Here is a 23817-nt window from a genome sequence, read left to right on the forward strand (position 1 = left end):
TAGAAAAGGAGGTAAATAACTTGTAAAATGAAAATATTAACTATAATAAAGAGAGATATTTCCTTTTTTAGTTAATAATAATGATTGTAAGGTAGGTATACGAATGACAAGCGAAATGAAATGGTTAGAAGTAAATTCATACGATGAAATGAGCAAAGTAGCAGCGGATATTTTCACTAAACAATTACAAGTAAACCCAACAAGTATTTTAGGATTAGCGACTGGTGGTTCTCCCGTAGGCATGTATAAGGAGTTAGTGAAACGCCAACAAGCTGGCAATATATCTTTTAGTGATGTGATTACCTTTAACCTAGATGAATATATAGGTATCGATCAAACAAGTCCGGCAAGTTATTGGACATTTATGCATGAGAACTTATTCAATCATGTAGATATTAAGGAGGAAAATATACATTTACCAAATGGTAAGGCAGAAAACTTAGATGCTGAGTGTGCGGCTTATGAAGCTCGCATTAAGGAAGCGGGAGGGATTGATCTGCAGCTTCTAGGCATTGGCATTAACGGACATATTGCTTTTAACGAACCGGGCACATCTTTTGCTTCAATGACTAATATTGTGGAGCTAACTGAATCTACACGTAAAGAAAATGCAATTTATTTTGATAACTCTAAAGATGTACCGACTCATGCAATTACAATGGGCATTCAAACTATTATGAAAGCCAAGGAAATCGTGTTAATTGCATTTGGTGAAAAAAAACTAGAGGCTATGGAAAAATTAAAAAGTGGTATCATCACTGAAGATTTCCCAGCAAGCCAATTATTAAATCATCCAAATGTAACAATTATTTACGGCGGAACAAAATAAGAAATAAGCGTAGACTTTATATAATTTGAAGTCTACGCTTTTTTATTTTGGCGATCAGAGCGACGGACAGAAGGGTCGAAGTGACGGAAAGTAGAGCCAGAGCGACGGAAAGAAGAGTCGAAACGACGGAATGTAGGGCTAGAGCGACATACATTCATCCGGAAATTTAAATTTTATCAACACTAGCTTCGCCATTAATCAATGCTACAATATTATCTATATGCTTGAATTAGAAAATAGGAGGGATTAGGGTGAAAAGCACCGTAGCACATTTACAAAAGGGAGATACAGTTGGTCTTGTGGCTTTATCCAGTCAAGCACAGCCCGAAAAGCTAGGAGATGCTATAGCCTTTCTTGAAGAATTAGGGCTAAACTATATAATTGGGGATACCATTCAGGCAAAGCACGATTACCTAGCAGGTAGTGATGAAGAGCGTCTGGCTGATTTTCATGAAATGGTGAGAAATCCTGAGGTGAAGGCAATTTTCTGTGTTAAGGGGGGCTATGGCTCTGCACGAATTGCGGAGAAGATTGACTACGGACTACTTGAGGAAAATCCTAAAATCTTCTGGGGCTTCTCTGATATTACATATTTACATTGCGCGATTAATGAATATGCTAATTTAGTGACGTTTCATGGGCCGCTACTTATGTCTGTTAGAAGAATAGATGATTTATCAAAGAAGATGTTTTTACAGCTGTTTTCACCGATGGAAGTACAATATACGGAGGATATTTCCCCATTAACAACGATTGCACCTGGTGTAGCTCGTGGTGAGATTATTGGAGGAAATTTACGTCGCCTTGTTAACACATTAGGTACAAAATTTGAAGTTTGCACAGAAGGTCGCATTTTATTGATTGAGGAGCTTGGGGAATCAATCCCAAAAATCGATGCGATGCTGCAGCAATTAAAGCAGGCGAGAAAGCTTGAGCAGCTAGCCGGTGTTGTTATCGGTTCCTTTACGCAAACAGAAGCGGATGAAGCGGCATTATTTGCTTTAATGAAGGATTATTTTGCAGATTTAGGCGTTCCAGTTGTTGCGGGCTTTAAAATTGGCCATGATTCAACGAATATTGCAATTCCATTAGGCGTAGATGCTATTTTAGATGCACAGGAAAAGATACTAAAGATTTTGCCTGGTGTGCATTAAAAGAAGCGCTCAGTACTTTATATTGTGCTGAGCGCTTTATTTTGTAGGAACGTTTAGCTTATTAATAAGGCTCTGCGCTATGACCTTTATCTATAGCCTTTTGAGGTGCTTCATCACCAGCAATATTGCCAAGTGGCTTTGATGAAGATGAATCATTTCGAGCTTTTTGTAAACCTTCTTTTAACAAGCGACCATATTCTTCATCTGCTTCTTGTGCTAATGCAATCATCGCCTCTTGAATGGCTATATGACAGACTGCTAAATCACGAATTAAGTTTTCAAGCAGCTCATCTCGCTCCCATTGCTCAAAATTGCGATATGTTTCGCCGGCTTGCTTCGTATTGCTTTGCCGATCAATGGATTCTCGAACGAGATTACCTTCCACAAGAGGTGTATATTCTTTAGCCGCTTGGGTAGCTTCTTTTAAACCATTTAACATTGAAGGCTCATAGTTAATATGAGGATTTTGCCCCGGAGCCAAATCTCGCTTATACATCATTTGACCACCGTTTTGATTGGTTGCTACTCGTTTTTTAGGTGCATTGATAGGGAGTTGTAAATAGTTTGCACCTACTCGGTGACGCTGTGTATCAGAATAAGAGAAGGTACGACCTTGTAGCATTTTATCGTCCGAGAAATCCAATCCGTCCACAAGCACTCCTGTACCGAAAGTAGCCTGTTCAACCTCAGCAAAATAATCTTCTGGATTTTTATTTAACACCATCTTACCAATTGGATACCATGGGAATTGATCATTAGGCCAAAGCTTCGTATCATCTAATGGATCAAAATCAAGCTCTGGATGTGGACCATCCTCCATAATTTGGACGTTAAGCTCCCATTCAGGATAATTACCATTTTTAATTGCATCATATAAATCTTGTGTGGCATGATTGAAATTTTTCTTTTGGATTTCTTCTGCTTCTTTTTGTGTTAAGTTTTTAATGCCTTGTAAAGGTTCCCAATGATATTTTACAAGGACCGCTTTGCCTTCACTATTGACCCATTTATACGTATTGACGCCAGAGCCTTGCATCATTCGATAATTAGCGGGAATACCCCAAGGTGAATAAACAAATGTCACCATATGGAAGGTTTCTGGAGAACTTGCACAGAAATCAAAAAAGCGTTCAACGTCCTGAATATTTGTAATCGGATCAGGCTTAAAAGCGTGAATCATATCAGGGAATTTCATAGCATCGCGGATAAAGAAGATTTTTAAATTATTGCCGACTAAATCCCAGTTACCATCCTCAGTATAGAATTTAACAGCAAAGCCTCGTGGATCACGTAATGTTTCTGGTGAATGACCGCCATGGATAACGGTTGAGAAGCGCACAAAAACAGGCGTCTGCTTCCCTTTATCCTGAAATACTTTCGCCCTTGTATACTTAGCAATAGGATCATCCCCAACAACACCGTATGTCTCAAAATAGCCATGTGCCCCTGCACCTCGTGCATGAACAACACGCTCAGGAATTCTTTCGCGGTCAAAGTGACTTATTTTTTCTATAAAATCATAGTTTTCAAGAGTTGCAGGTCCTCGATTACTGACAGTTCGTATATTTTGATTGTTCGTAATAGGATGCCCCTGTCGATTTGTCAAGGTCATGTCATGCTCGTCTGTGGAATCGTGTTGTTTCGTCATTGTATAACCCCTTTCTTTTGGATATAGTTATTCTTTACATGTTAGGGGAGAATTAGACATGAAAAAACTTCTGCACATGGGGTGGAAAAAGAAAAAGTTAATGGAAGGGGATGGGAATTGCGACGTAATGGATTAAACTATGTTGGGTTTTTAATTATGTTAATTTTGGGGGAATCTTCTACGTTGCTTCTTTATTCGTTAAAGCAAGATGAGGTAATTATATGAACATAAAAAGCTCTCCTACACAAGATGTAAGAGAGCTATTGGATGGCGTTTTTAAATTAATTGTCAAGTTGTTTGAGTATGGCCATTGCTGATAGTTGGTTATTAGTCATTGGTCATACAGTAACAGGTAACTTGTCATTGGTTTTGTTTAAGTTAGCTCCAAAAAGCTAGTTTTGAAAACAGCACATCCAATTCGCTATGAAGTCTCATCGACTCCATAAATCTATTGTATACAGTTTCAGGGAAATCGTCTATGCAATAAAACTTTAAACCTTGGCTGATGCTAAATAGATTCCTTGACTTAGAGTTTACTCTAACAAATATAATACAAACATCTTTATTGAGGGGAGATGTTTGATTTGAATACACGAGTAATTGTAACTAGATACGGAGGACCTCAGGTTATTGATGTGATAGAGGAGCCCTTACGAAAACCCGAAAGAGGGGAAATTCGCGTTAAGGTCCAAGCTGTAGGAGTTGCACTTGCGGATATTATGAGAAGAGAGGGTAAATATCCGCTATCTCCTATACCTCCCTGCTGAAGATGGCTGTCTGTTAACACAAAATGATCAAAAAATAGAAGATATCCAGGAAATTTTACACAAACGGATTGAACTATTAAATAAACATGTTAATCTACTAGAGCAACAATTGGAGCAATTAGAAAACGTGATGACTCTTGCCAATGAGAAAAGAAATTTTTACTTAGCTATGCTAAATGATCGACTTCCAAACCCGTAAAGACATTTTAAATTCTCTAGGAGAAGTTATGCCTTCGGCGGATAGCACGGAATCAGAAAGGAGTTGTTAGCCTAAAATCATCGCATCCATGCGAAAACGGCTAACTGACCTGCATCGGCGCTGTCGCTACGTTTTCACACAAAAGACATCTTTTGCTGCCGCTACGTTAGCACTGCGCTTTCGCAAAAAATAGACTATCAAAAGCGTTTAGCCACTATTGGTTAAACGCTTTTTTATATTCATTAGAGTTAGTTCAATATGTAACAAGATCCTTTATTTTACTTAAAATGTCGAAAAATGACGAATAATAAAGGTGGAAATCTACACCTTATTTTGTCAGAATTGTAATGGGAGGAGATGATATAGTATTTTAGGAACTTTTTGTACTATAATTCTATTTCATTAAATCTAATAACGTATATTTTTAACGATATGCATTCGGAGGGAATAAAGGTAATGAAGAAAGTTTTATTATTACTTCTAGCAGTTATGCTAGTTGGATGTTCTGGAGAAGGAACAGAGAAGAAAAAAGAGGCAGACGTAAAAAAAGAGGTCGTTACAGTAAAATTTGAAGAGGTCGATACTGAATCAAAAGCTACAGTTGAAAAGTTTGCCAAAGAATACAATGAAAAGCTTACTTTATTTAAACAGGTTCAACCTATAGGATTAGACATGATTCCAGAACCAGTAACGAATGAACTTAAAGATTTCTCACAAGTTCTATTGGAAGCTGATTTTAAAGAATATAAGGGCCATTACAAATTAGTTGCTAAATACAATAAGGATAAAAAAATAATTGGATATAATCTTTCTGTTCAAGGACTCCCTGAAAAAGAAGTAAATGATGAGGGAGAAGAATGGGCAGAAGGGATGACTTCAGCTGTAATAGTTGCTCAAACACTAGGATTAGATTTGGGTAAATTCACAGAATCATTAGCTAAAGCTGAAGAAAATAGAGACACTCATTCTTATACTGATTCTACATATAAGGTAACTAATCTTTGTACTGAGGTCGATGCAGGAAAATTTGAATTTAAATTTGAATTAACTAAGTAGAATAAAAAGCATCTCTAATGACTACATCTCAATTGTGTCTAGCAATTGCAATGCAGATCAAGAGATGCTTTTTTGCTTTGCTGTATTTATTTTAATTGATTTAGAGCTATACAAGTCTTTATTGCTTATTAATAGGCTTGAGAAGCGATGAAACCTCGGCTTGTCTTTTGTATTTGCTTTTGTGTAATTTAGATTTTAAAAATTGGTATTCTATATATTATTATTCCATAAAACCTTAATTTTTACACAAAATGTCGAAAAATGTTGAAAGAAAGGGTGGAAACAGAAACTTTATTTTGTCAGAATTATAATAGGATGATGCGATATAGTAATTTAAGTATTTTTTGCACTGAATTCTATTTCATTGAATCTAGTAACGTATATTTTTATTGATATACATTCGGAGGGAATAAAGGAAATGAAGAAAGTTTTATTATTACTTCTAGCAGTTATGCTAGTTGGATGTTCTGGAGAAGGAACAGAGAAGAAAAAAGAGACAGATGTAAAAAAAGATCAGGAAACAAAAGAAGCGGTCGTAAAGGAGGAGAAAATCGTTCCAATAAAATTTGAAGAGGTTGATCCTGAATCAAAGGCTGCGGTAGAAAAGTTTGTTAAAAAATACAATGTCAGAGCTAATATATATATAAAGAATCCAGTTGAAGGAATTGAAATAGCAGAAATTCCAGAACCAATAACTAGTGAATTGAATAAAGAGGAAACTATTTTTTCACAAATTTTATTGGATACTGATTTTAAAAAACATAAGGGTCATTATAAAATAGACGTTAATTATAATGAGGATAAAAAAATAATTGGATATAATATTTTTATAGAAGGAATCCCCGCAACTGAATTAAATGAAGATGGAGAGGGAGGAGAATGGGCAGAAGGAATTATATCTGCTATGTCAATTGCTTATGCACTAGGGTTGAATATAGATAAATTTGACGAAGAAAGTGATATTGCTTTTGACGAGGAAGTAGCTTATACATATACTGATCCTAACACTAAGACTAATGTAACTTTTCTATTTGCCGATTGGGATATAGGGAAATTTGAAATTAAATATGAATTAAGTAAGTAGAACAAAAAGCATCCCAAAGCTGTACCCTGAATTGTTAAGCACAATTGGAGGTACAGCTCAAAAAGGATGCTTTTTTTATTGTAGAAATAATAGCATTGGCGCTCAATATTAGAAATAACGAGAATCATCGAAGTTAATTTCAACACTATAATTCTTTGCATTGATCAGATTCGATAATTTATGGGCATCTTTTTCTAATATAATAGCACGTTCGCGGTACTCATCTGGCTCATACATAGCAATTTCATAAAGCATTGTATTTTCACCATATCCCATGCGTACACTTTCTTTTTCGTGCATACTAAACTGTTTACACAGCTCAGCATCTGCGCGAAGCTGTGTTGCGAGCTCAATCGCTTCAACTAATGCTAGTTTGTCACCTTTAAAGTCTACTATGTTTTTTATATTTGCTTCATATACTAAACGATCCAATGTACGAACATCGAGACGTACTTGAGCTAATTCAGCTTCAATTACTTTCATTGCGCGATTACTTGTTTTGGGTCCTTGTCCTTTTTCAACAGTTACAAAAGCGCTACGATGTAATTCGCCAACGAGCTCTTGAACTTTTTTTGCTAAAATACTTTTTAGTTTAACGGCTTCAGCAAGATTAATCATGAAAACACGTCCTTTTACAGTGTAGTAGATGGTGCTGCGTTTGTTAATAGGGCCATTTTAAAATCGCCGCCATGAATTTGATTAAACATCTTACCGGCAGATGCAAGAAGCTCTTGCGCACTTTCTTCTGATAATGATGGGCGTAGGTAGAAGATATGTAGAGCCTCAGTCGTTTCCTCCGACACAGACGTACGTTTAGAATCGACAAATGGTGACCCAAATGCTCCTTCAGCATCACAGCTATAAAGGATATTTTTTAATGCATTAAAACGACCATTTAAGCCCTCATAGCCAGTATCCTCGTCGCCAAGTGTGATTTTTATATGTCCTTGTAGTTTAGCTGCATCATATAAACCTACTGGAATCTCATATTGGAGGGAGAAGAAATTATTCAAATCAACACCTGAGTGAAAGGGTGTTAAATAATTTTGCTTACTAACTCGGCGCATTAAGCTTTCTGCTGAGTGACGATAGCGGTTCGGATCTGCACCAAGCTTTTTCCATAGTTGTCGCCATTCTGCAATACCCTCTCGTTGCGTTACAGGATTATCCTGCATTTCTAAAAAGAGATTTTCCTGATACAATTGCATGCGACCTTTAATCATTTGAGGCGATTCTGCAACGACAATTTTGGTATAATGAATAATGCCGATTTTAAGCTCGGGATGTTGTGTCAATAGAGATTGATTAATTGAAATTTCCATAAAACATCACCTACTTTATCTATTTTTATTATTGTACCATGTAAGGAGTTGGGAATAAAATGAACATACATGACCTACAACGAGAATTTGTGGCGTATGCAATGTCCATTGGCGTCGATAAAATAGGCTTTACAACAGCAGCTCCTTTTACTGAAATGAAAAATAGACTGCGCCGTCAGCAAGAGCTTGGTTATCAGTCTGGCTTTGAAGAAAGCGATATAGAAAAACGTACCGAACCCCTACAATTGTTAGAAGGAGCAGAAAGTATTGTGGCGATAGCTGTCGCATATCCGTCGCGTATGCAAGATGCCCCTGTAGGCAAAAAGGGAGCAAGACGCGGGATTTTCTGTCGTGCTTCCTGGGGTGTCGATTATCATACAGCAATACGCGGACGATTGAAATTATTATCAGCATGGCTTGAAGAGCGAGTAGAAGGTGTGCGTTTTGAATCAATGGTTGATACGGGTGCCCTTGTGGATAGGGCAGTTGCAGAACGTGCAGGGATAGGCTGGAGCGGGAAAAACTGCTCAATTATTACGCCAGAGTTCGGTTCCTATGTATATTTAGGAGAAATTATTACGAATATCCCTTTTGCTCCTGATAAGCCAATGGAGGATGAATGCGGGGATTGCCGCTTATGTTTAGATGTTTGTCCAACAGGCGCGTTAATCGAGGGAGGACAGCTAGACTCTCAACGTTGTATAGCCTTTTTAACACAAACTAAGGGAATGCTACCTGATGAGTTTCGTACCCATATTGGTAATCGTTTGTATGGCTGCGATACATGTCAGACCGTATGTCCAAAAAATAAAGGGAAGATTAACTGGATGCATGAGGAATTTAAACCTGATCCAGAGCTTGCAAAGCCATTACTTGTACCACTTTTAACAATTTCAAATCGTGACTTTAAAGAAAAGTTTGGACATGTTTCTGGTTCATGGCGGGGGAAAAAGCCAATTCAACGCAATGCTATTTTGGCACTCGCGCACTTCAAAGAAGAAGCTGCGGTCCCAGATTTAGTAGCGCTTCTTGAAAAGGATGAACGACCTGTAATTAGAGGAACAGCCGCATGGGCTTTAGGTAAGATAGGCGGGGAGCAGGCTCAATCCGCATTACTTAAGGCAGAAATAAAAGAACAAGACGAGGAAGTACTCGTTGAAATTAATAAAGGTTTACAATTTTTTAGTTAAGGAAGTGTACCGTTATGCCATTGCATATCGTTTTATATCAACCAGAAATTCCAGCAAATACAGGAAATATTGCACGCACATGTGCTGGCACAAATACTTCACTACATTTAATTCGTCCTCTTGGCTTTTCCACAGACGATAAAATGCTAAAACGTGCCGGCTTAGATTATTGGCATAGTGTCAATGTCGTGTATCACGGTTCGCTAGAGGATTTTTTAGAGGCATCCAAAAATGGCGACGTTTATTTAATTGAGACCTATAGCGAAGAACCATTTACGACACATGATTTTAGTGATAAAGATCGAGATATTTACTTCATGTTTGGCAAAGAAACGACAGGTCTGCCAAAGGATTTTGCTTATGAGCGTCGAGATATGTGCTTACGAATTCCACAGAGTGAACATGTTCGTTCACTCAATCTATCGAATACAGCAGCAATTGTTATTTATGAGGCATTACGTCAACAAGGATATCCAGGTTTACAGTAAAAAAGAAGTTCTCTCATAGCGGAGAACTTCTTTTGTTTTTTCGTTAGAGGTGAAAGGATTCTGTAAAAGAAGGGACACCCGTCAAGCGATGGATACAACCCTCACCCCGACGGATAGTACGTCACATTACTCTTGAAATTTCAATAAAACAACGATACCTGATGGATCTTCTGTTTGGAAACCACCATCTATATCAATAACAGGAGCACCAATGGAACGGAGATTTTCTTTCATTGTAGCTGCTTGCTCTTCATTATCTAGACGCAGTGAAAATGTTTGTAAGCCAACCTGATTTTTACCAAGCTTTGGTGCGTTTTCAGAGTGCCAAGTATTTAAACCGATATGATGGTGATAGCGGCCAGTTGAGATGAATAAAGCTTGTGCTCCATAGCGAGTGACAATCTCAAATCCTAATCCTTTTGTATAAAATTCTTCTGCGGCAGCTAAATTAGATACTGATAAATGAATATGCCCCATAACCGTATCAGCTGGTAGGCCATCCCATCTACCATCGCCTTCCTCTAATATAGAATGGATTTTAAGAGGTTCAGTCACCATATGCACTTGGTCGAAATGCCAAGTCCATTCATTTTCAGGGCGATCTGCGTAAACCTCAATACCATTATTATCAGGATCATTTAAATAAAGTGCCTCACTTACATCATGGTCAGATGCTCCGAAGTACACGCCATTGTTATGGAAATGAGTAATAATATTCGCTAAATCAAGACGAGTAGGCAATAAAATTGCAAAGTGATAAAGGCCAGTTGTTAAGCTCGTTTTTTCTTCTACTGTTTCAGGTTGGACGATTGTCAGTAAGGCTGTTTTGCCATCAGCAGTTAGAGTTGCTCTATGAGATTCCTGCTGTAAAACTTTAAAGCCAATGACCTCCTGATAATAAGTTAATGAACGTTGTAAATCGCTCACTTTAATTTCAACATTTGTGACATATGTGTTAGGTTTTTCATGAAAATGCATAGTAAATTACCTCCGAATTTAAGTTATCATTAATTATCAACTTACTTTATGTAAGTAAGTGTATTTTATAAAGTGCATATTGTCAAGTAATTATATTGTTCCAAAAAAGAGAAGTAACCGAAGTGATTCATCGGACGCCCCTAGGAAAGCACTCAGTCGTATCGGAAATGAACTCCTTACTATGCCGAAGAGCCAACTTTATTTAAGAGGGCACCTTATTTCATCACAATAGTTTAGCCACAACAAAAAAATCACTAAGCATATATTCATGCTTAGTGATTTTCTTGAGGTATTATTTGTCTGCTCTGTAGTCGCCTTCATAACCAGCAGTGAAAATTGCAGTTAAGAACGCAACAGTTACACCAATAATTAATAGTAAACTCATGGAAGAACCCTCCTCAGTTTATAAAGACATCTCTTTTTAGTATAGACTATCTACTATAAAAATGAAACGACATAGCGGAATAAAATATGTCAGAAATGGTTCAGAAATAACTATTTCGGGGAAACTATAAGAGAGGTGATAATAATGGAAAAAAAGGTTCCAAATATTGAAAACGGTACAATGGCTAGAAATTTTAAAGATTTAAAGGATTTAGGAAAGCAAATGGAGCATTTGCGTGATGGCCTAGAGCTTGTAGAAGACAATCGAATTCCAGATCCTATTCAAGTAGATGATTATGAAGAGGAAGCGAAGGATCAATAAGATATTACCCCTGAAATTTTCCTTATATTTCTTAAAACCAATTTTTTGTATAATGGAACTAGGAAAAGAAAGGGGTTGTTATTCTTGAATTTACAATCAACAAAAACATTAGCAAACGGTGTGGAGATGCCTCGCTTTGGCTTAGGTGTTTATAAAATGACAGAGCGTGATGAGACTTTGCAGGCTATTGATAAAGCTCTTAAATTTGGCTACCGAGCTCTTGATACGGCTTCTCTTTATGGTAACGAGGTCGAGGTGGGCGAAGCTATTCGTCATTCAGGCGTTAAACGTGAGAATATTTTTGTGACGACAAAGGTTTGGAATAATGACCAAGGCTATGATGAAACATTACGAGCTTTTGAAATTTCATTGAAAAAGTTAAATATGGATTATTTAGATTTATATTTAACGCATTGGGCAGTACTAGAAACATTTGAAGAAACGTATCGAGCAATTGAACGTTTATATGATGAAAAATTAATTCGTGCAACAGGTGTCTCAAATCACCATGAGCATCATCTACAAAAGCTATTAGCTAAAGCAAATATAGCACCAATGGTCAATCAAGTAGAGGTGCATCCATATTTACAGCAAGACGCATTACGAGCATTTTGTAGTGAGCATGGAATTGCTGTTACCGCATGGTCTCCATTAGGCCGTGGCGGAGTACTTGATAATCCAATGATTATGGAAATTGGTCGTGAAATAGGGAAGACGGCTGCTCAAGTAGTGCTGCGTTGGCATTTACAAAATGATACACTCATTATTCCTAAGTCTGTGACACCTAGTCGTATTGAGGAAAACGCCCAGATTTTTGATTTTGAATTAACACTAGCTCAAATGGATAAAATAGCGACGTTAAATCGTAATGAACGATTTGGGCAAGACCCGGATAACTTTAAATTTAATTTTTAGTGCAATAGAAATCCCGCTCTCTAATTTGAGAAGCGGGATTTTGTAGTGTTGAAAAACAAAATAATCAGGGAAATCTTTGTGGACATTCTGGCGAGTGATTTCCGTTCCAGGCTACTCGCTTTCCTGCGGGCGAGCGTCGAGCCGCTTCCTTCGCTCCGCTTCGTGCAGGGTCTCGTCTGTCTCGCTTTCCCGCGGGAGTCGAGTAGCCTTCCACTTCAATCAATGGTAGCGTAGACTTTTATAAATTAAATGCATGTCAAAAGTGAACACTATGATTACTCACCATAATTGAGGAAAATAGTCCTAAACAGTGACGCGATTGTATAGATGTTGTTACTATTGCGATGTTTTAGCAATTTATCGCTGGCGCTACGTTAACACTGCGCTTTCACACTATAATATCTGGTGCTGCCGCGTTGCTTTTGCACAGAAAATAATTGTTGCTAAAACTTCAGTTTTTCACTATAGATTAGAGCTATATGCAGAAGATACACACAAAGTGAAATGGTTGATTGGAGTGGAGGTTGGGCGACTCCTCGGGGATCAGCGTCACAGATGAGACCCTGGAGCGAGCAAAGCGAGTGAAGCGGCTCCTCGGACGCCCCCAGGAAAGCGCCCAGCTGGAACGGAAATCAACCTCTCGTTTTGCCGAGGACCATACTTTATTTAATTTGGTCTTAATTTCTTTGACACGATAGTTTTTCGATAACAGGAAATCCCGCTCTCTACCTAGAGAAGCGGGATTTTAAAATTATTTAGATTCTTTTACAAAAGGAATGTAGTTAGAAAGCATTTTTGCCATATGCGCACGTGTCGCGTTGTTACCAGGCATAAATTTGCCGTTTACGCCGCTAACAATCTTTAAGTCTTTCATAAGTGCAATAGCATTTTGAGTTTCAGCGTTATATTGAGAAATATCACTGAAATCAGCTTTAAAACCAGTTTTTGCATCGTGTTGTAGGTTGTATGCACGAGCAAACATTAAGGCAAGTTGAGCACGAGTTACATTTGTATTAGGATTGAATTTGCCATTCACACCTTGTACAATTCCTGCTTCAGCAAGTGCTGTAATTTCTTTTTGTGTTGCAAGATTTACATTCGCAAGATCAGAGAATGTTGCTTGACCTTTTGCTTCAAGCTTTAAGGCACGTGCGATAAATGATGCAGCTTGTGCACGAGTTAAGTTTGCGTTTGGTGAGTATGTTGTTGCAGAAGTACCTTTTGTTAAATCACGGTAATAAAGATCACGAACAAAGCCTTCTGTTTCTGAGCCTTTTGCGATATCTTTAAATGGAATTGTGGCGATAATACGTCCTTCTACTTTTGAATCAACTTTTTTCAGTGTATCTAAGTGTTCGATAAACATTTCATAGTCAATCGTACCAGGTTCACTTACACGGCCGTCCTCATAAACTTTCTTCAGTGTATTGTAGCCGTCGCCACCTTTAGCAGTAAATGTATTTGTTGCCGCTTTATAATAGGCTGCTTTATCTAGCTCTTTACCATTTAATTTAATAGATTTTACACGTTTACCAGCTGGTGCTTTACCGTCAAATTCTACTTGTAAACCAGAGAAGTGTAAGAAGCCACCGAATTCTTGCGGGAATTCTTTCACACTATGTTCAGCAATTTCATAGATTTCAGCACCTTTTAATTTTACGATGCCAAGAGCATTACCGAATGGCATAACTGTCATAACTTCGCCTACAGTGATATCTCCTGCATCAATGCTTGCGCGGATACCCCCACCATTTTGGAATGCAAATTGTACTTCTGGGTCAATTTTCTTTGCGCCAGCAAGCATACCATCAGTAATTAAGTTACCAAGGTTTGTTTCTCCAGCACGTACACCCCAAAGACCACGACCACCATTTAGAGGTGACACAGCTGAATTACCTGTTGATTGATTTAATATTTTGGAAATTTTTTCTTTATATGGAGCTAAAAGTGCTGTAGCTTCAGGATCTGCTGCTACAGGCTTTTCTTTATCATTTAAAGCATGTAACTGACCGAAGTAGTCAACAACAGCACCGTTATCGTCGAATGTTAAATCTAATTCACCTAAATTTTCACTATATTGGCCTGTTTGAACGATAATTGTAGGGTTCTTAAATGGTGTTTCAGCTTTCACAGGCTTGTCTAATTTTGTATGTGTATGACCACCTACGATTACATCAATGCCTTCTACAGCTTTCGCTAGTAATTGGTCATTATCCCAATCAGCGGAGTCATCGTAGCCTATGTGTGTTAATGCGATAATTTTGTTAACACCTTGCTTTTCAAGTTCTGCTACTGCTTTTTTCGCAGAATCGATATAGTTTGCAAATTGAACGTTAGCAACGCTTGAAATCGTAGGTGTTTCTTCTGTTGTTAAGCTGAAAATACCTACTTGTTGTCCATCGATTTCTTTAATGATACCATCATAAATTTTACCATTTTTAAAGTCTTTTGTGACTGTTTTAAATTGTAAGCCATTGAATAAAGAATCTTTCGAAAAATCTAGGTTGGATCCTAGTAATGGGAACTCTGCGCCCTTAACGAATTTAGCAAGTGCAGCATGACCTTCTGGGCTTGATCCTAAATCGAACTCATGGTTACCAAAAGTCATGGCATCATAACCCATTAAGTTCATTAACTTCATATCAGTTTCCCCAGCAAATTCGTTAAAGTATAAAGTACCAGAGAAAACATCACCAGCATCTAAAAGAAGTGAGTTTGCATTTGCAGCACGAAGCTCTTTTACTTTTGTTGCACGCTTTGGAGCATCCTCAACGTGTGCATGCGTGTCATTTGAGTGTAGAATTGTTAATTTGAAATCATCTTTCTTAGCTGTTGGTGTTGCTTCCGCTGCATGTGCGGCAAAACCAGGTGTAGCTAGTAAACTAGCAGCTAGAGTTGTTGCTGCAATACTTTTAACCCATTTCATCAATAAATTCCTCCTCATAGTAAGTCAGGTGACTGGACAATTTAATCTAATTCTATCATGAAAGAAATCCACCGTCATTACCAATAATGGAAATGTATAATAAATTTACTGTAAAAAATAGGTGAAAGAAATGTTAAATATTATATTTATACTTTTTTAGAATTATAAGAAGTATCACAAAAAATTGGGTATGGGATTTATTGAAACGTATACTATGTATATAAAGTGATTGAAGTGGAGGCTGGGCGACTTCTTGGGGATTAGCGTCACAAATGAGACCGTACAGCGAAGCAGATGTTTTCTGTGCGAAAGCGAAGTGATAGCAACAACGAAACGGCTCATCGGACGCCCCCAGGAAAGCGGGCGGCCGGGACGAAAATTAACACCACGTTATGGCGATGCGCTAATTTTAAGTAAAGGAATATTACTTTTCTCAAAGATACAATGTCTTGTAAATTTGAGCATACAAAAACTGCACCTCGAATTGTTAGCTTATGTGCAACAATTCGAAGTGCAGTACGATAATTACTGCTGATCCTTTACAACGATCGCCTTATTTAAAAATGGATGCTCGAATTCTAATTGAATTGCATGGAGCTCATAGTCGCCACTTGCCGTTTCTCTTGCTCCATACATTGTATCTCCAATAATCGGATGACCGATATGTGCTAAATGTACGCGAATTTGATGTGTTCTTCCGGTTTCAAGAATTAGATGGACAACACAAGAGCTTTTATAACGTGCTACAACTTCATAATGTGTAACTGCATGCTGTCCTGTTTTTGAAACGACACGTCTTGTTGCGTGATGTCGGTCTTTTCCGATTCCTTCAGAAATCGTGCCAGATGTAGAGCGTAAATTCCCTTGCACTTCTGCAGCGTATGTTCGAATAATGGTTTTTTCCTCAATCATACGGTCAAAAATTGATTTTGCTAAAGGATGCTTGGCTACAAGTAATAAACCTTGTGTCCCTTTATCTAAACGATGGACATGCTCCGCATAAATGCCACCTTGCTCTTTAATATGAGCCATAACATGATTCATACAAGTGTGGGTATCGCGTGCATCATTTGGATGTGTCGACATGCCTTTTGGTTTAGAAACGATCAAACAATGGTCATCCTCATAGACGACATCAATTGCACAAACTGGTGTTGGTTGATAGCTGGATGTCGGAATAGGGAATGTGAATTTTATGATTGTGCCTACCTGTAGTGGGTCATTCCACTGAATAGGCTCTCCGTCCATTGTTGTGATAGCCTTCGCCATTCGTAATTCATGGACTAGCTTTTTACCGAGTCGCCAATGAGTGCGTAATAGATCCTCGACTGTCAAATTATTCGTATTTATTTCATAGTGAAACATAAATCTTCCTCCGTAGAAAAGACCGTATTCCAAATGTAGAACACGGTCTCATAATTATTTTGCTGTTTTCGCAGCCTTCATTACATAAAAGCTTGCCCCTGCAATTAAAATAAATGCAGTTAGCGCTAAAAATGGGATTGTGATAAAACCTAACCAGTTAATATATTGACCAGTACATGAAACAAGACCACAAGATGGTGCAGTATCAGCTAAAAAACTAAGCTTTTGAATACCATAATGGTAAAGTGATATACTGCCACCCATAATGGCAAAAACAGCAATTGTTACAGCAATACGTGCATTTTTTTGAATAAAGGCAATGGTTGTCATAATGACAATTGGATACATGAAAATTCGTTGGTACCAACACATTTTACAAGGTTCATAATGACGAATTTCAGAAAAGTATAAGGAACCTAGCGTTGCAACGACAGAGACAATCCAAATAAATAATAAGCCATTTTCCACTTTTTTTGACATATCAATTCTCTCCTTAGTATAACCATGTACTTGTTCGATTATAGTTGTTCTAGTTTTATATGTAAATCAACTTACCTAAAATAAGGTATAATCACCAAAATATGTGGTTGATTTCTGTTCCGACTGGGCGCTTTGTAGCTGCCGCTTCGCTTTCGCTACAGAAAACATTTGTAGCTGACGCTTCGCTTTCGTGCAGAGCAAAGCTTCCTAGGGGCGTCCGATGAGCCGCTTGGGGCAACAGATGTTTTTTGTGTGAAAGCGTAGTGTAACGTAGCGGCAGCAACAGGATGTTTTTTGTGCGAAAGCATAGTGTAACGTAGCGGCAGCAACAGGATGTGGTCACAAAGGCGTTATCACAGGACGTGATGGTTTTAGCCTTCGTTCCCCTATATGCTCGCTCCATGGTCTCATCTGTGACGCTAATCCCTAAGAAGTCACCCAGTCTCCACTACAATCAACTTATTTACATAGTATACGTTTTAACAAAAGTCATCCACAACTTTTGGTGATGAACCAAAATAAGGTATATTTTATGAAAAATTTCAGTCTAAAGTATGAATGGCTAAGGCAGACGTTCCAGACTTTGAAATGTTATCATTAAAATTAGTAATGCCAAAGAAGAGGTGTTTTTTGTGAGGGACAATGATCATTCCAATATTGGTATTTTAAAAGAGATTGCAGAGTTATTAAACGAAGAAACTGAAATTGTGTCGATGTTAAAGGGAGCACTTGTGAAATTTTTAAATGGCACAAATTTTGAAACGGGCTGGATTTTTTTTATCGATGAAAAAGGGCGCTCAGAGCTTATTGTCCATGTCAATTTACCAGAGGCACTGGAGTATAAAAGTTGCCATTATTTAGAAAAAGGAGGCTGTTGGTGTGTTTCTCGCTATCGTAATGAGGAATTAAAGAAAGCTTCTAATATTATTGAATGTCAACGTATCGAAAGTGCAATTGCTGCAAATGTTGGCGATCACGAAGGCATTACACATCATGCAACAGTGCCGCTTCAATCTGGACAAGAGCGTTTTGGTGTCTTAAATGTTGCATCGAAGGATACCGTGCGTTTCTCAGAGGAAGAGCTAGCATTACTTGAATCGGTTGCATTTCAGATGGGGTCGGCCATCAAGCGTATTTTACTGACAAAGCAGGAGCAGGAAATGGCACTTGTGAAGGAGCGCAATCGTCTAGCTCGAGACTTACATGATTCCGTGAATCAGCTACTTTTTTCGGTTACATTAACGGCGAGAGCTGGTATTGAAATGACAAATGATAGTGATGTGAAGGAAACGTTTAAGGAGATTCAGCATTTAACACAGGATGCCTTAACAGAAATGCGTGCTCTTATTTGGCAGCTTCGTCCAAAAGGATTAGAAAATGGTTTGCTTGAAGCGATAAAAGTGTATGCTGAAATGCTTGGCTTGAAGCTTCATGTAACGGTTTCAGGTGTACTGCAATTCCCATCACGTATCGAAGAAACATTATTTCGGGTAGCCCAAGAAGCACTAAATAATGTTCGTCGTCATGCCGGTGTTCTGGAGGCTGCACTTTATATTACGGTTACTTCTACAGATATTTTACTTGTTATTCGTGATGAGGGACGAGGCTTCGTCATCGATCATAACACGAAGCTACTTTCGATAGGCTTGCAATCCATAAAGGATCGTGCAAAATCAGTTGGTGGCAAAGCTGATTGGGTTAGTGAAATTGGCAAAGGAACAGAGCTGTTAATCCGCTTGCCATATTAGGAGGGAAGAGTATGATACGTGTTTTAATCGCAGATGACCATCATGTAGTGCGTCGTGGATTATTATTTTTCTTAAAAACTCAGAAAGATATTGAAGTTGTAGGAGAAGCGAAAAATGGTCTTGAGGCAGTAGCTTTAGCGGAAAGTATACAGCCAGATATTATACTTATGGACTTGGTCATGCCTGAGATGGATGGGATTCAAGCGACGAAGCGCATTAAAGCTAAATTTCCACAAATAGAAATTCTAATGCTGACAAGCTTTTCAGACCGTGATCATGTAGTGCCAGCAATGGAGGCAGGAGCTGCAGGCTATCAGTTGAAAGATATTGAACCTGATGAGTTGGTATTGTCCATTCGTCGTATTATGCGAGGCGAAAATACATTACACCCAGAAGCAACAACAACTCTTGAAATGGACCGTCAAGAATCAAAAAATGCACCTCATGTTTTAAACCCACTAACACCTCGTGAACAGGATGTACTTGCAGAGCTTACAAAAGGGAAAAGTAATCGAGAGATTGCGTCCTCTTTATTCGTTACAGAAAAAACAGTGAAAACTCATATTTCTAATATTTTCACGAAGCTACAGGTGCAGGATCGTACGCAGGCGGCTCTTTATGCTGTGAAGCACGGACTGACAGAGGGTAGTGATGTATAAAAATAGGAAAATAAGTAAAACGACGAGCTCCTACAAATTGTAGTAGCTCGTCGTTTTTAATGTATGAATCCTGTATTTATTTTTGAACAAAAAAATTATTAGAAATATCAATTAATGTAGGGCTTGGCGAAATCGATAGGTCATCTTTTAGCTTCTGTTCATAAGCTAGGAATAATTTGTATGCCTGCTCATGAAACCCTGCATTTATTAAAATGTGTAAATAGTGCTCAAGTTTTTGTTCATTATATGGATCAAACTCTAATAGTCTATTTAAAAAATTTAATGCTTTATCAATATTCGTTAGTAATGTTGCTTGAAAACCTTTTTCTAATAAATCTATGTATGATTTCGTCAGCTTATCTTTATAGGCAGTAGCCCACTCATAATCATCATAAATGAGTAGTCCATTTCTATAAATTGAGAGACATTGATTAATCAATGAAATCGGTGGGAAATCTAACTTCGTGAAATCCTCATAATATCTATGAAAGTCATATAAATCACAAAGGATGTTCGGTTTCTCGAAGATATAGTATTTGTTTGAAAAGATAATACAGTTTGTATAACCTATATTATTTAAGGTTTTTCTTAAATAAGAAAGAGCGGTATGAAGATTCGATTTTGCTCGTACATAGTCTAAATCCGGCCATAGAATTTCAATTAAATAATCCCGATGAATAGGAATGTTTGGATGTAATATGAAATATACAAATAACTCCTTTGTTTTCTCGGTTTTGAAGGCAACTAAGCTGTTGTTGCTATATGCGGCAAATTGATTAAAGCATTGTACGTTTAACATAGTTTTCGAAGCTTTTTTAAGCATTTGCTGAATGGAATATTCATGCTCAATACGAGAAATAGTTTTTTCTAAGCGAGCATGACTAATTGGTTTAAGTACATAGTCAAGACCTCCGATTTCATATGCTTGTAAAGCAAATTCTTTATAGGAAGTTATAAAAATAACACTAACATATGGACGATCAGTTTTGATAATATCAGCCAATTCAAGCCCAGTTAGTTCATTCAGCTTTGCCTCTAAAAAAATGACGTCAAATTCTATTATTGGAAGCTCATTTAAAAATACTTCTACACTTGTAAATGTTTGAATTACCTGTATTTGCTGAAATGCTTGTAGTTTATTTTGAAAATAGTGTAATGCTAAGGGTTCATTGTCTATTAAAACGGCTCGAATCACATCAAAATCTCCTTTTTTACAATTAAATTTAAAACCATTAATCTCTAGTTCGTTGTCTTTGAAAAGGCTTCTCAAAAATAGGGTGGCACTAAAAGGTATAATTCTACATAAAATTAATAATTGGATACCAAGATTTAGCTTCGTATTCTGTTTCTCATAAGTTAGCGTAGGGTCTCCCCAATGCTATATCTTTGTACAGGATTTATCGTTTAGCTTTTTCTCAATGTTGTCTCGTACCTTTTTGCAAAGAAAATTAAACTTCCACAAATTATTACTATAAAGTTTTTCTTTCAGGCCCTTATATATAGAGGATAGAAGTTTTATATGTTGTGTTAAGAGAAGTGAAATAATTTTATAAGCGTTTGTTAAAAACAACGAAAAGCAACGTAGCTATAGTAGAAAAAACGTAATAGCGCCGATTATAAGTACCTAAGTTGTTTTTTTCTTATATTGTAAAAATAGTATAATGAATGTAATAATTTATCAGGCGTTATTATAGTACATTTGACTTAAATAAAACTCAAAAACTACTTAAAAAATACTTAAAAGGGATAGGTGATTAGTAAGTAAAACGATGTAATTAGCATTAGGAAAACTAAGATTTATCGTAAAGGAGTACAAATATGAAATTAGAGCGTTTATTAACGATGACAATGATTTTAATAAATCGTAAAAAGGTGACAGCCCAGGAGCTTGCCGATTTATTTAATGTGTCCGTTCGTACTATTTATCGAGATATTGAAACGTTGAGCTGTGCTGGGGTTCCTGTTATTAGCCAGCAGGGGGTTCATGGTGGGATTAGTTTGATTGATGGCTATCGTGTTGATAAGCAGGTGTTGACGAAGGAGGAGCTTACGTCACTTTCTATTGCCATTAAAAGTGCATTAACGACATATGAGGATTCACATGCTGAAGCAGTGCTTGAAAAATTAACAGGTGTTGCGGATGAGGAAGTAAAACAATCGATTGATCAGCTGTTTATTGACCTTAGTCCTTGGGGGCCAAATGCTATTTTCAAGGAACAAATTACTTTATTAAAGAAGGCAATTGAACGCGAGCATTGTATAAGCTTTACGTATTCTACTACACATGGTCATATAACAAGACGATTATTAGAGCCACATACTTTAGTACAAAAGGGAAAGGTTTGGTATGTTTATGGCTATTGCAAGTTGAGAGGAGATTTTCGCTTATTTAAAATTTCAAGAATGAAGGATATACAAGAAGAGATGACAACTTTTCAGCGCAGGGAAGTCAACTTATCTGAACTCCCATGGGATAAAGAGTGGCATAACCCTCAAAATGTAGTAAACCTTATGTTATCTTTCGACTGTGCAATAACGACATTAGTAGAAGAATCATTTGGCGCTGTGCATGTAGATAATGAGAATTCAACTATTAACATTTCATTACCTGAGGATGAATGGCTATACGGCTTTCTTCTTAGCTTTGGCAATCGCTTAAAAGTTTTAGAACCACCTCATATTCGTGAGATTGTATTAAATCGAGCCCAGGAAATTGTGGAGTTGTATAAAGAAATTTAATTTCTTTCAATTAATGACATACAGTTGTCAGGTTTCCTTTGTTATAGTCGTAACAAATAGGACGAAGGGTGGATTTAATCATGCAAAGTTATTGTCAAAGCTGTGGAATGCCATTAGTGGATGAGGCATTACTTGGTACAGAAAAAGAAGGACACAAAAGTGAGTATTATTGCACATATTGTTATGAAGTAGGAGATTTCAAACAGCCAAATCTAACAGTTGAAGAAATGATCGAAATTTGTGTACCGCATTTAATGGAAGACGGTATGGCGGAAGAGGAAGCACGCCAAATGTTGACGTCTTTTTTACCAAGCCTAAAGAGATGGAGAAAGCATGATATACAAGAACCAATTATGATGAATAAAGAATCATTTCAAATTGTAGGAATTTCAGAGCGAACAAGCAATGCGAATGAAATTACCGCTCAAGCAAAGATCCCGCAATTATGGTCGGATTTTTATCAGCAAAATGTTGTAGGACAAATAGCTAATGCAGTAAATAAAGTAACGTATGGCTTGTATTCTGATTATGAAACGGATGTTAACGGAGAGTATGCCATTACACTTGGAGTGGAAGTATTAGCTACCGACGAAATTCCTGAAGGTATGGTTGTAAAAACAGTGCCAGCTGCTAAATACTTAGTTTTTACTTCTGACAAAGGTCCATTTGAAGAAGTTGTTGTAAAAGCTTGGCAGGATGTCTGGGCTTGGCTTGCAAGTTCAGGTGTAGAGCGAACATACACAGGTGACTTTGAAATGTACGATGAACGATGTGCCAACCCACAAGAAGCTCAGGTCGATATTTATATTGCAATTAAGTAATTTAACTTCTTTCAGCAAGTGTTTTATGTAACGTAAGTGAAACGGCAGTTACAAGTGTTTTATGTAACGTAAGTGAAACGTCAGTAGTGTCTCCCGCCTCTATAGGTGGTGAGATGATTGCAGTTTTAAGCCACTTTTCAGCGGGTGTCAAACATCCGTACATGTCGCTACGCTTTCGGTACAAAAGACATCCGCTGAAAGAACTTAAAGCCTCAGCGGATGTCACCGAATCGGAAAGGAACATCTGTTGCTGACGCAGCGCTTTCGCACAAAAAACATCTGCAGGCCTAAGCACAAAGCCGATTCCGGACGCAATTATGCCGAGTCATAATTGATACAAATTAAGCCCCTTATCTATGATAGATAGGGGGCTTGTTTGGGTCAACACTACACGTTATGGTGATAATCCCTTATTTGTTTAAATTGGTGGATTCTAGAAATGTGTTTTGTGTAATAAAGGAATAATATTCCAATGCCCGTTAAGTTTGTAGTCGTAAAGGAAATTAAGCCGAATGATGGTGACGAGTCGTTTATTACTGTAAGGAGGGGAGAGCTGTTTGGCTAAGAAAAAAGTAGGAGACATTTTAAGTGTTTCATCGTTAGTACCCGTGATAATAAGTGTTATTTTTTTCTATATGACGGATTGTAATATTAAGTGCAACACCCAGAAGTCAATATAAAGGAAGCCCATAACGACCTCGTGTAGAATGTAGTTACCACACCAACATTCAAACGGAGGAATC

General features: G+C 37.5%; 20 protein-coding genes. 12 read left to right on the plus strand and 8 right to left on the minus strand.

The window, feature by feature from the left end; genetic code table 11:
* Positions 1 to 115 precede the first annotated feature (115 nt).
* Together nagB and C7Y47_RS22960 are read left to right on the plus strand one after the other, a co-directional pair.
* Positions 116 to 829 (plus strand): glucosamine-6-phosphate deaminase, encoded by a 714-nt coding sequence (gene nagB, locus C7Y47_RS22955; RefSeq protein WP_142510881.1) that lies wholly within the window; start codon positions 116 to 118, stop codon positions 827 to 829.
* Between the two features lie 251 nt (positions 830 to 1080).
* Positions 1081 to 1983 (plus strand): S66 peptidase family protein, encoded by a 903-nt coding sequence (locus C7Y47_RS22960; protein WP_142510862.1) that lies wholly within the window; start codon positions 1081 to 1083, stop codon positions 1981 to 1983.
* Between the two features lie 61 nt (positions 1984 to 2044).
* Here the strand turns inward: C7Y47_RS22960 and C7Y47_RS22965 are convergent, their stop codons facing one another.
* On the minus strand, positions 2045 to 3631 hold the full coding sequence (locus tag C7Y47_RS22965; RefSeq protein ID WP_142510863.1) for a catalase: 1587 nt from the start codon (positions 3629 to 3631) through the stop codon (positions 2045 to 2047).
* 1422 nt (positions 3632 to 5053) lie between these two features.
* On the opposite strand from C7Y47_RS22965, the gene C7Y47_RS22975 reads away from it, so the two are divergent.
* Entirely contained in the window at positions 5054 to 5653 is a 600-nt protein-coding gene (locus C7Y47_RS22975) for a hypothetical protein (RefSeq protein WP_142510864.1), read from the plus strand.
* Positions 5654 to 6071: 418 nt separating this feature from the next.
* A complete protein-coding gene (locus tag C7Y47_RS22980) occupies positions 6072 to 6737 on the plus strand; it encodes a hypothetical protein (RefSeq protein WP_142510865.1) in 666 nt (221 codons plus the stop codon).
* Positions 6738 to 6845: 108 nt separating this feature from the next.
* Here the strand turns inward: C7Y47_RS22980 and C7Y47_RS22985 are convergent, their stop codons facing one another.
* Together C7Y47_RS22985 and C7Y47_RS22990 are read right to left on the minus strand one after the other, a co-directional pair.
* Positions 6846 to 7355 (minus strand): hypothetical protein, encoded by a 510-nt coding sequence (locus C7Y47_RS22985; RefSeq protein ID WP_142510866.1) that lies wholly within the window; start codon positions 7353 to 7355, stop codon positions 6846 to 6848.
* 14 nt (positions 7356 to 7369) lie between these two features.
* Positions 7370 to 8059, minus strand: a complete 690-nt coding sequence (locus C7Y47_RS22990) for a B3/B4 domain-containing protein (protein WP_142510867.1) — start codon at positions 8057 to 8059, stop codon at positions 7370 to 7372.
* Positions 8060 to 8118: 59 nt separating this feature from the next.
* On the opposite strand from C7Y47_RS22990, the gene queG reads away from it, so the two are divergent.
* Both queG and trmL read left to right on the plus strand, forming a co-directional pair.
* Entirely contained in the window at positions 8119 to 9249 is a 1131-nt protein-coding gene (gene queG / locus C7Y47_RS22995; protein WP_142510868.1) for a tRNA epoxyqueuosine(34) reductase QueG, read from the plus strand.
* Between the two features lie 14 nt (positions 9250 to 9263).
* Positions 9264 to 9737 (plus strand): tRNA (uridine(34)/cytosine(34)/5-carboxymethylaminomethyluridine(34)-2'-O)-methyltransferase TrmL, encoded by a 474-nt coding sequence (trmL, locus tag C7Y47_RS23000; protein ID WP_142510869.1) that lies wholly within the window; start codon positions 9264 to 9266, stop codon positions 9735 to 9737.
* Positions 9738 to 9863: 126 nt separating this feature from the next.
* On the opposite strand, the gene C7Y47_RS23005 is transcribed toward trmL, so the two are convergent.
* Positions 9864 to 10715 (minus strand): VOC family protein, encoded by an 852-nt coding sequence (locus C7Y47_RS23005; protein WP_142510870.1) that lies wholly within the window; start codon positions 10713 to 10715, stop codon positions 9864 to 9866.
* A gap of 529 nt (positions 10716 to 11244) precedes the next feature.
* Between C7Y47_RS23005 and C7Y47_RS25140 the strand changes: the two genes are divergently transcribed.
* Together C7Y47_RS25140 and C7Y47_RS23010 are read left to right on the plus strand one after the other, a co-directional pair.
* Positions 11245 to 11421: a hypothetical protein gene (locus C7Y47_RS25140; RefSeq protein ID WP_185903579.1), complete on the plus strand. Its 177-nt coding sequence runs from the start codon at positions 11245 to 11247 to the stop codon at positions 11419 to 11421.
* 84 nt (positions 11422 to 11505) lie between these two features.
* Positions 11506 to 12336 carry an aldo/keto reductase gene (locus tag C7Y47_RS23010; protein WP_142510871.1) on the plus strand — a complete coding sequence of 277 codons (831 nt, stop codon included), beginning with the start codon at positions 11506 to 11508 and terminating at the stop codon, positions 12334 to 12336.
* A 751-nt stretch (positions 12337 to 13087) separates the two neighbouring features.
* On the opposite strand, the gene C7Y47_RS23015 is transcribed toward C7Y47_RS23010, so the two are convergent.
* The 3 genes from C7Y47_RS23015 to C7Y47_RS23025 all read right to left on the minus strand — a co-directional run bounded on the left by C7Y47_RS23015 (position 13088) and on the right by C7Y47_RS23025 (position 17107).
* Positions 13088 to 15262 (minus strand): 5'-nucleotidase C-terminal domain-containing protein, encoded by a 2175-nt coding sequence (locus C7Y47_RS23015; protein WP_255505307.1) that lies wholly within the window; start codon positions 15260 to 15262, stop codon positions 13088 to 13090.
* A gap of 525 nt (positions 15263 to 15787) precedes the next feature.
* A complete protein-coding gene (locus tag C7Y47_RS23020) occupies positions 15788 to 16627 on the minus strand; it encodes an RluA family pseudouridine synthase (protein WP_142510873.1) in 840 nt (279 codons plus the stop codon).
* 54 nt (positions 16628 to 16681) lie between these two features.
* A complete protein-coding gene (locus tag C7Y47_RS23025) occupies positions 16682 to 17107 on the minus strand; it encodes a disulfide oxidoreductase (RefSeq protein ID WP_142510874.1) in 426 nt (141 codons plus the stop codon).
* Between the two features lie 632 nt (positions 17108 to 17739).
* Here C7Y47_RS23025 and C7Y47_RS23030 point away from each other — a divergent pair.
* Entirely contained in the window at positions 17740 to 18855 is a 1116-nt protein-coding gene (locus tag C7Y47_RS23030) for a GAF domain-containing sensor histidine kinase (RefSeq protein WP_142510875.1), read from the plus strand.
* A gap of 11 nt (positions 18856 to 18866) precedes the next feature.
* Positions 18867 to 19514 carry a response regulator gene (locus tag C7Y47_RS23035; RefSeq protein ID WP_142510876.1) on the plus strand — a complete coding sequence of 216 codons (648 nt, stop codon included), beginning with the start codon at positions 18867 to 18869 and terminating at the stop codon, positions 19512 to 19514.
* Positions 19515 to 19590: 76 nt separating this feature from the next.
* Here C7Y47_RS23035 and C7Y47_RS23040 read toward each other — a convergent pair whose 3' ends face one another.
* Positions 19591 to 20709 (minus strand): response regulator, encoded by a 1119-nt coding sequence (locus C7Y47_RS23040; protein WP_142510877.1) that lies wholly within the window; start codon positions 20707 to 20709, stop codon positions 19591 to 19593.
* A 623-nt stretch (positions 20710 to 21332) separates the two neighbouring features.
* Here C7Y47_RS23040 and C7Y47_RS23045 point away from each other — a divergent pair.
* Positions 21333 to 22253 carry a helix-turn-helix transcriptional regulator gene (locus C7Y47_RS23045; RefSeq protein WP_142510878.1) on the plus strand — a complete coding sequence of 307 codons (921 nt, stop codon included), beginning with the start codon at positions 21333 to 21335 and terminating at the stop codon, positions 22251 to 22253.
* Positions 22254 to 22333: 80 nt separating this feature from the next.
* The gene (locus tag C7Y47_RS23050; protein WP_142510879.1) at positions 22334 to 23074 is read left to right on the plus strand and encodes an effector binding domain-containing protein; all 741 of its coding nucleotides are present in this window, start codon (positions 22334 to 22336) and stop codon (positions 23072 to 23074) included.
* Positions 23075 to 23817 lie beyond the last annotated feature (743 nt).

This window comes from Lysinibacillus sphaericus (assembly GCF_006864135.1).
In the GTDB taxonomy this organism is placed as follows: domain Bacteria; phylum Bacillota; class Bacilli; order Bacillales_A; family Planococcaceae; genus Lysinibacillus.

Coding starts and splice junctions, on each gene's coding strand:
- nagB (WP_142510881.1), top strand. CDS start 116: ATGAAATGGTTAGAAGTAAATTCATACGATGAAATGAGCAAAGTAGCA.
- C7Y47_RS22965 (WP_142510863.1), bottom strand. CDS start 3,631: ATGACGAAACAACACGATTCCACAGACGAGCATGACATGACCTTGACA.
- C7Y47_RS22975 (WP_142510864.1), top strand. CDS start 5,054: ATGAAGAAAGTTTTATTATTACTTCTAGCAGTTATGCTAGTTGGATGT.
- C7Y47_RS22980 (WP_142510865.1), top strand. CDS start 6,072: ATGAAGAAAGTTTTATTATTACTTCTAGCAGTTATGCTAGTTGGATGT.
- C7Y47_RS22985 (WP_142510866.1), bottom strand. CDS start 7,355: ATGATTAATCTTGCTGAAGCCGTTAAACTAAAAAGTATTTTAGCAAAA.
- C7Y47_RS22990 (WP_142510867.1), bottom strand. CDS start 8,059: ATGGAAATTTCAATTAATCAATCTCTATTGACACAACATCCCGAGCTT.
- queG (WP_142510868.1), top strand. CDS start 8,119: ATGAACATACATGACCTACAACGAGAATTTGTGGCGTATGCAATGTCC.
- trmL (WP_142510869.1), top strand. CDS start 9,264: ATGCCATTGCATATCGTTTTATATCAACCAGAAATTCCAGCAAATACA.
- C7Y47_RS23005 (WP_142510870.1), bottom strand. CDS start 10,715: ATGCATTTTCATGAAAAACCTAACACATATGTCACAAATGTTGAAATT.
- C7Y47_RS25140 (WP_185903579.1), top strand. CDS start 11,245: ATGGAAAAAAAGGTTCCAAATATTGAAAACGGTACAATGGCTAGAAAT.
- C7Y47_RS23015 (WP_255505307.1), bottom strand. CDS start 15,262: ATGAAATGGGTTAAAAGTATTGCAGCAACAACTCTAGCTGCTAGTTTA.
- C7Y47_RS23020 (WP_142510873.1), bottom strand. CDS start 16,627: ATGTTTCACTATGAAATAAATACGAATAATTTGACAGTCGAGGATCTA.
- C7Y47_RS23025 (WP_142510874.1), bottom strand. CDS start 17,107: ATGTCAAAAAAAGTGGAAAATGGCTTATTATTTATTTGGATTGTCTCT.
- C7Y47_RS23035 (WP_142510876.1), top strand. CDS start 18,867: ATGATACGTGTTTTAATCGCAGATGACCATCATGTAGTGCGTCGTGGA.
- C7Y47_RS23045 (WP_142510878.1), top strand. CDS start 21,333: ATGAAATTAGAGCGTTTATTAACGATGACAATGATTTTAATAAATCGT.
- C7Y47_RS23050 (WP_142510879.1), top strand. CDS start 22,334: ATGCAAAGTTATTGTCAAAGCTGTGGAATGCCATTAGTGGATGAGGCA.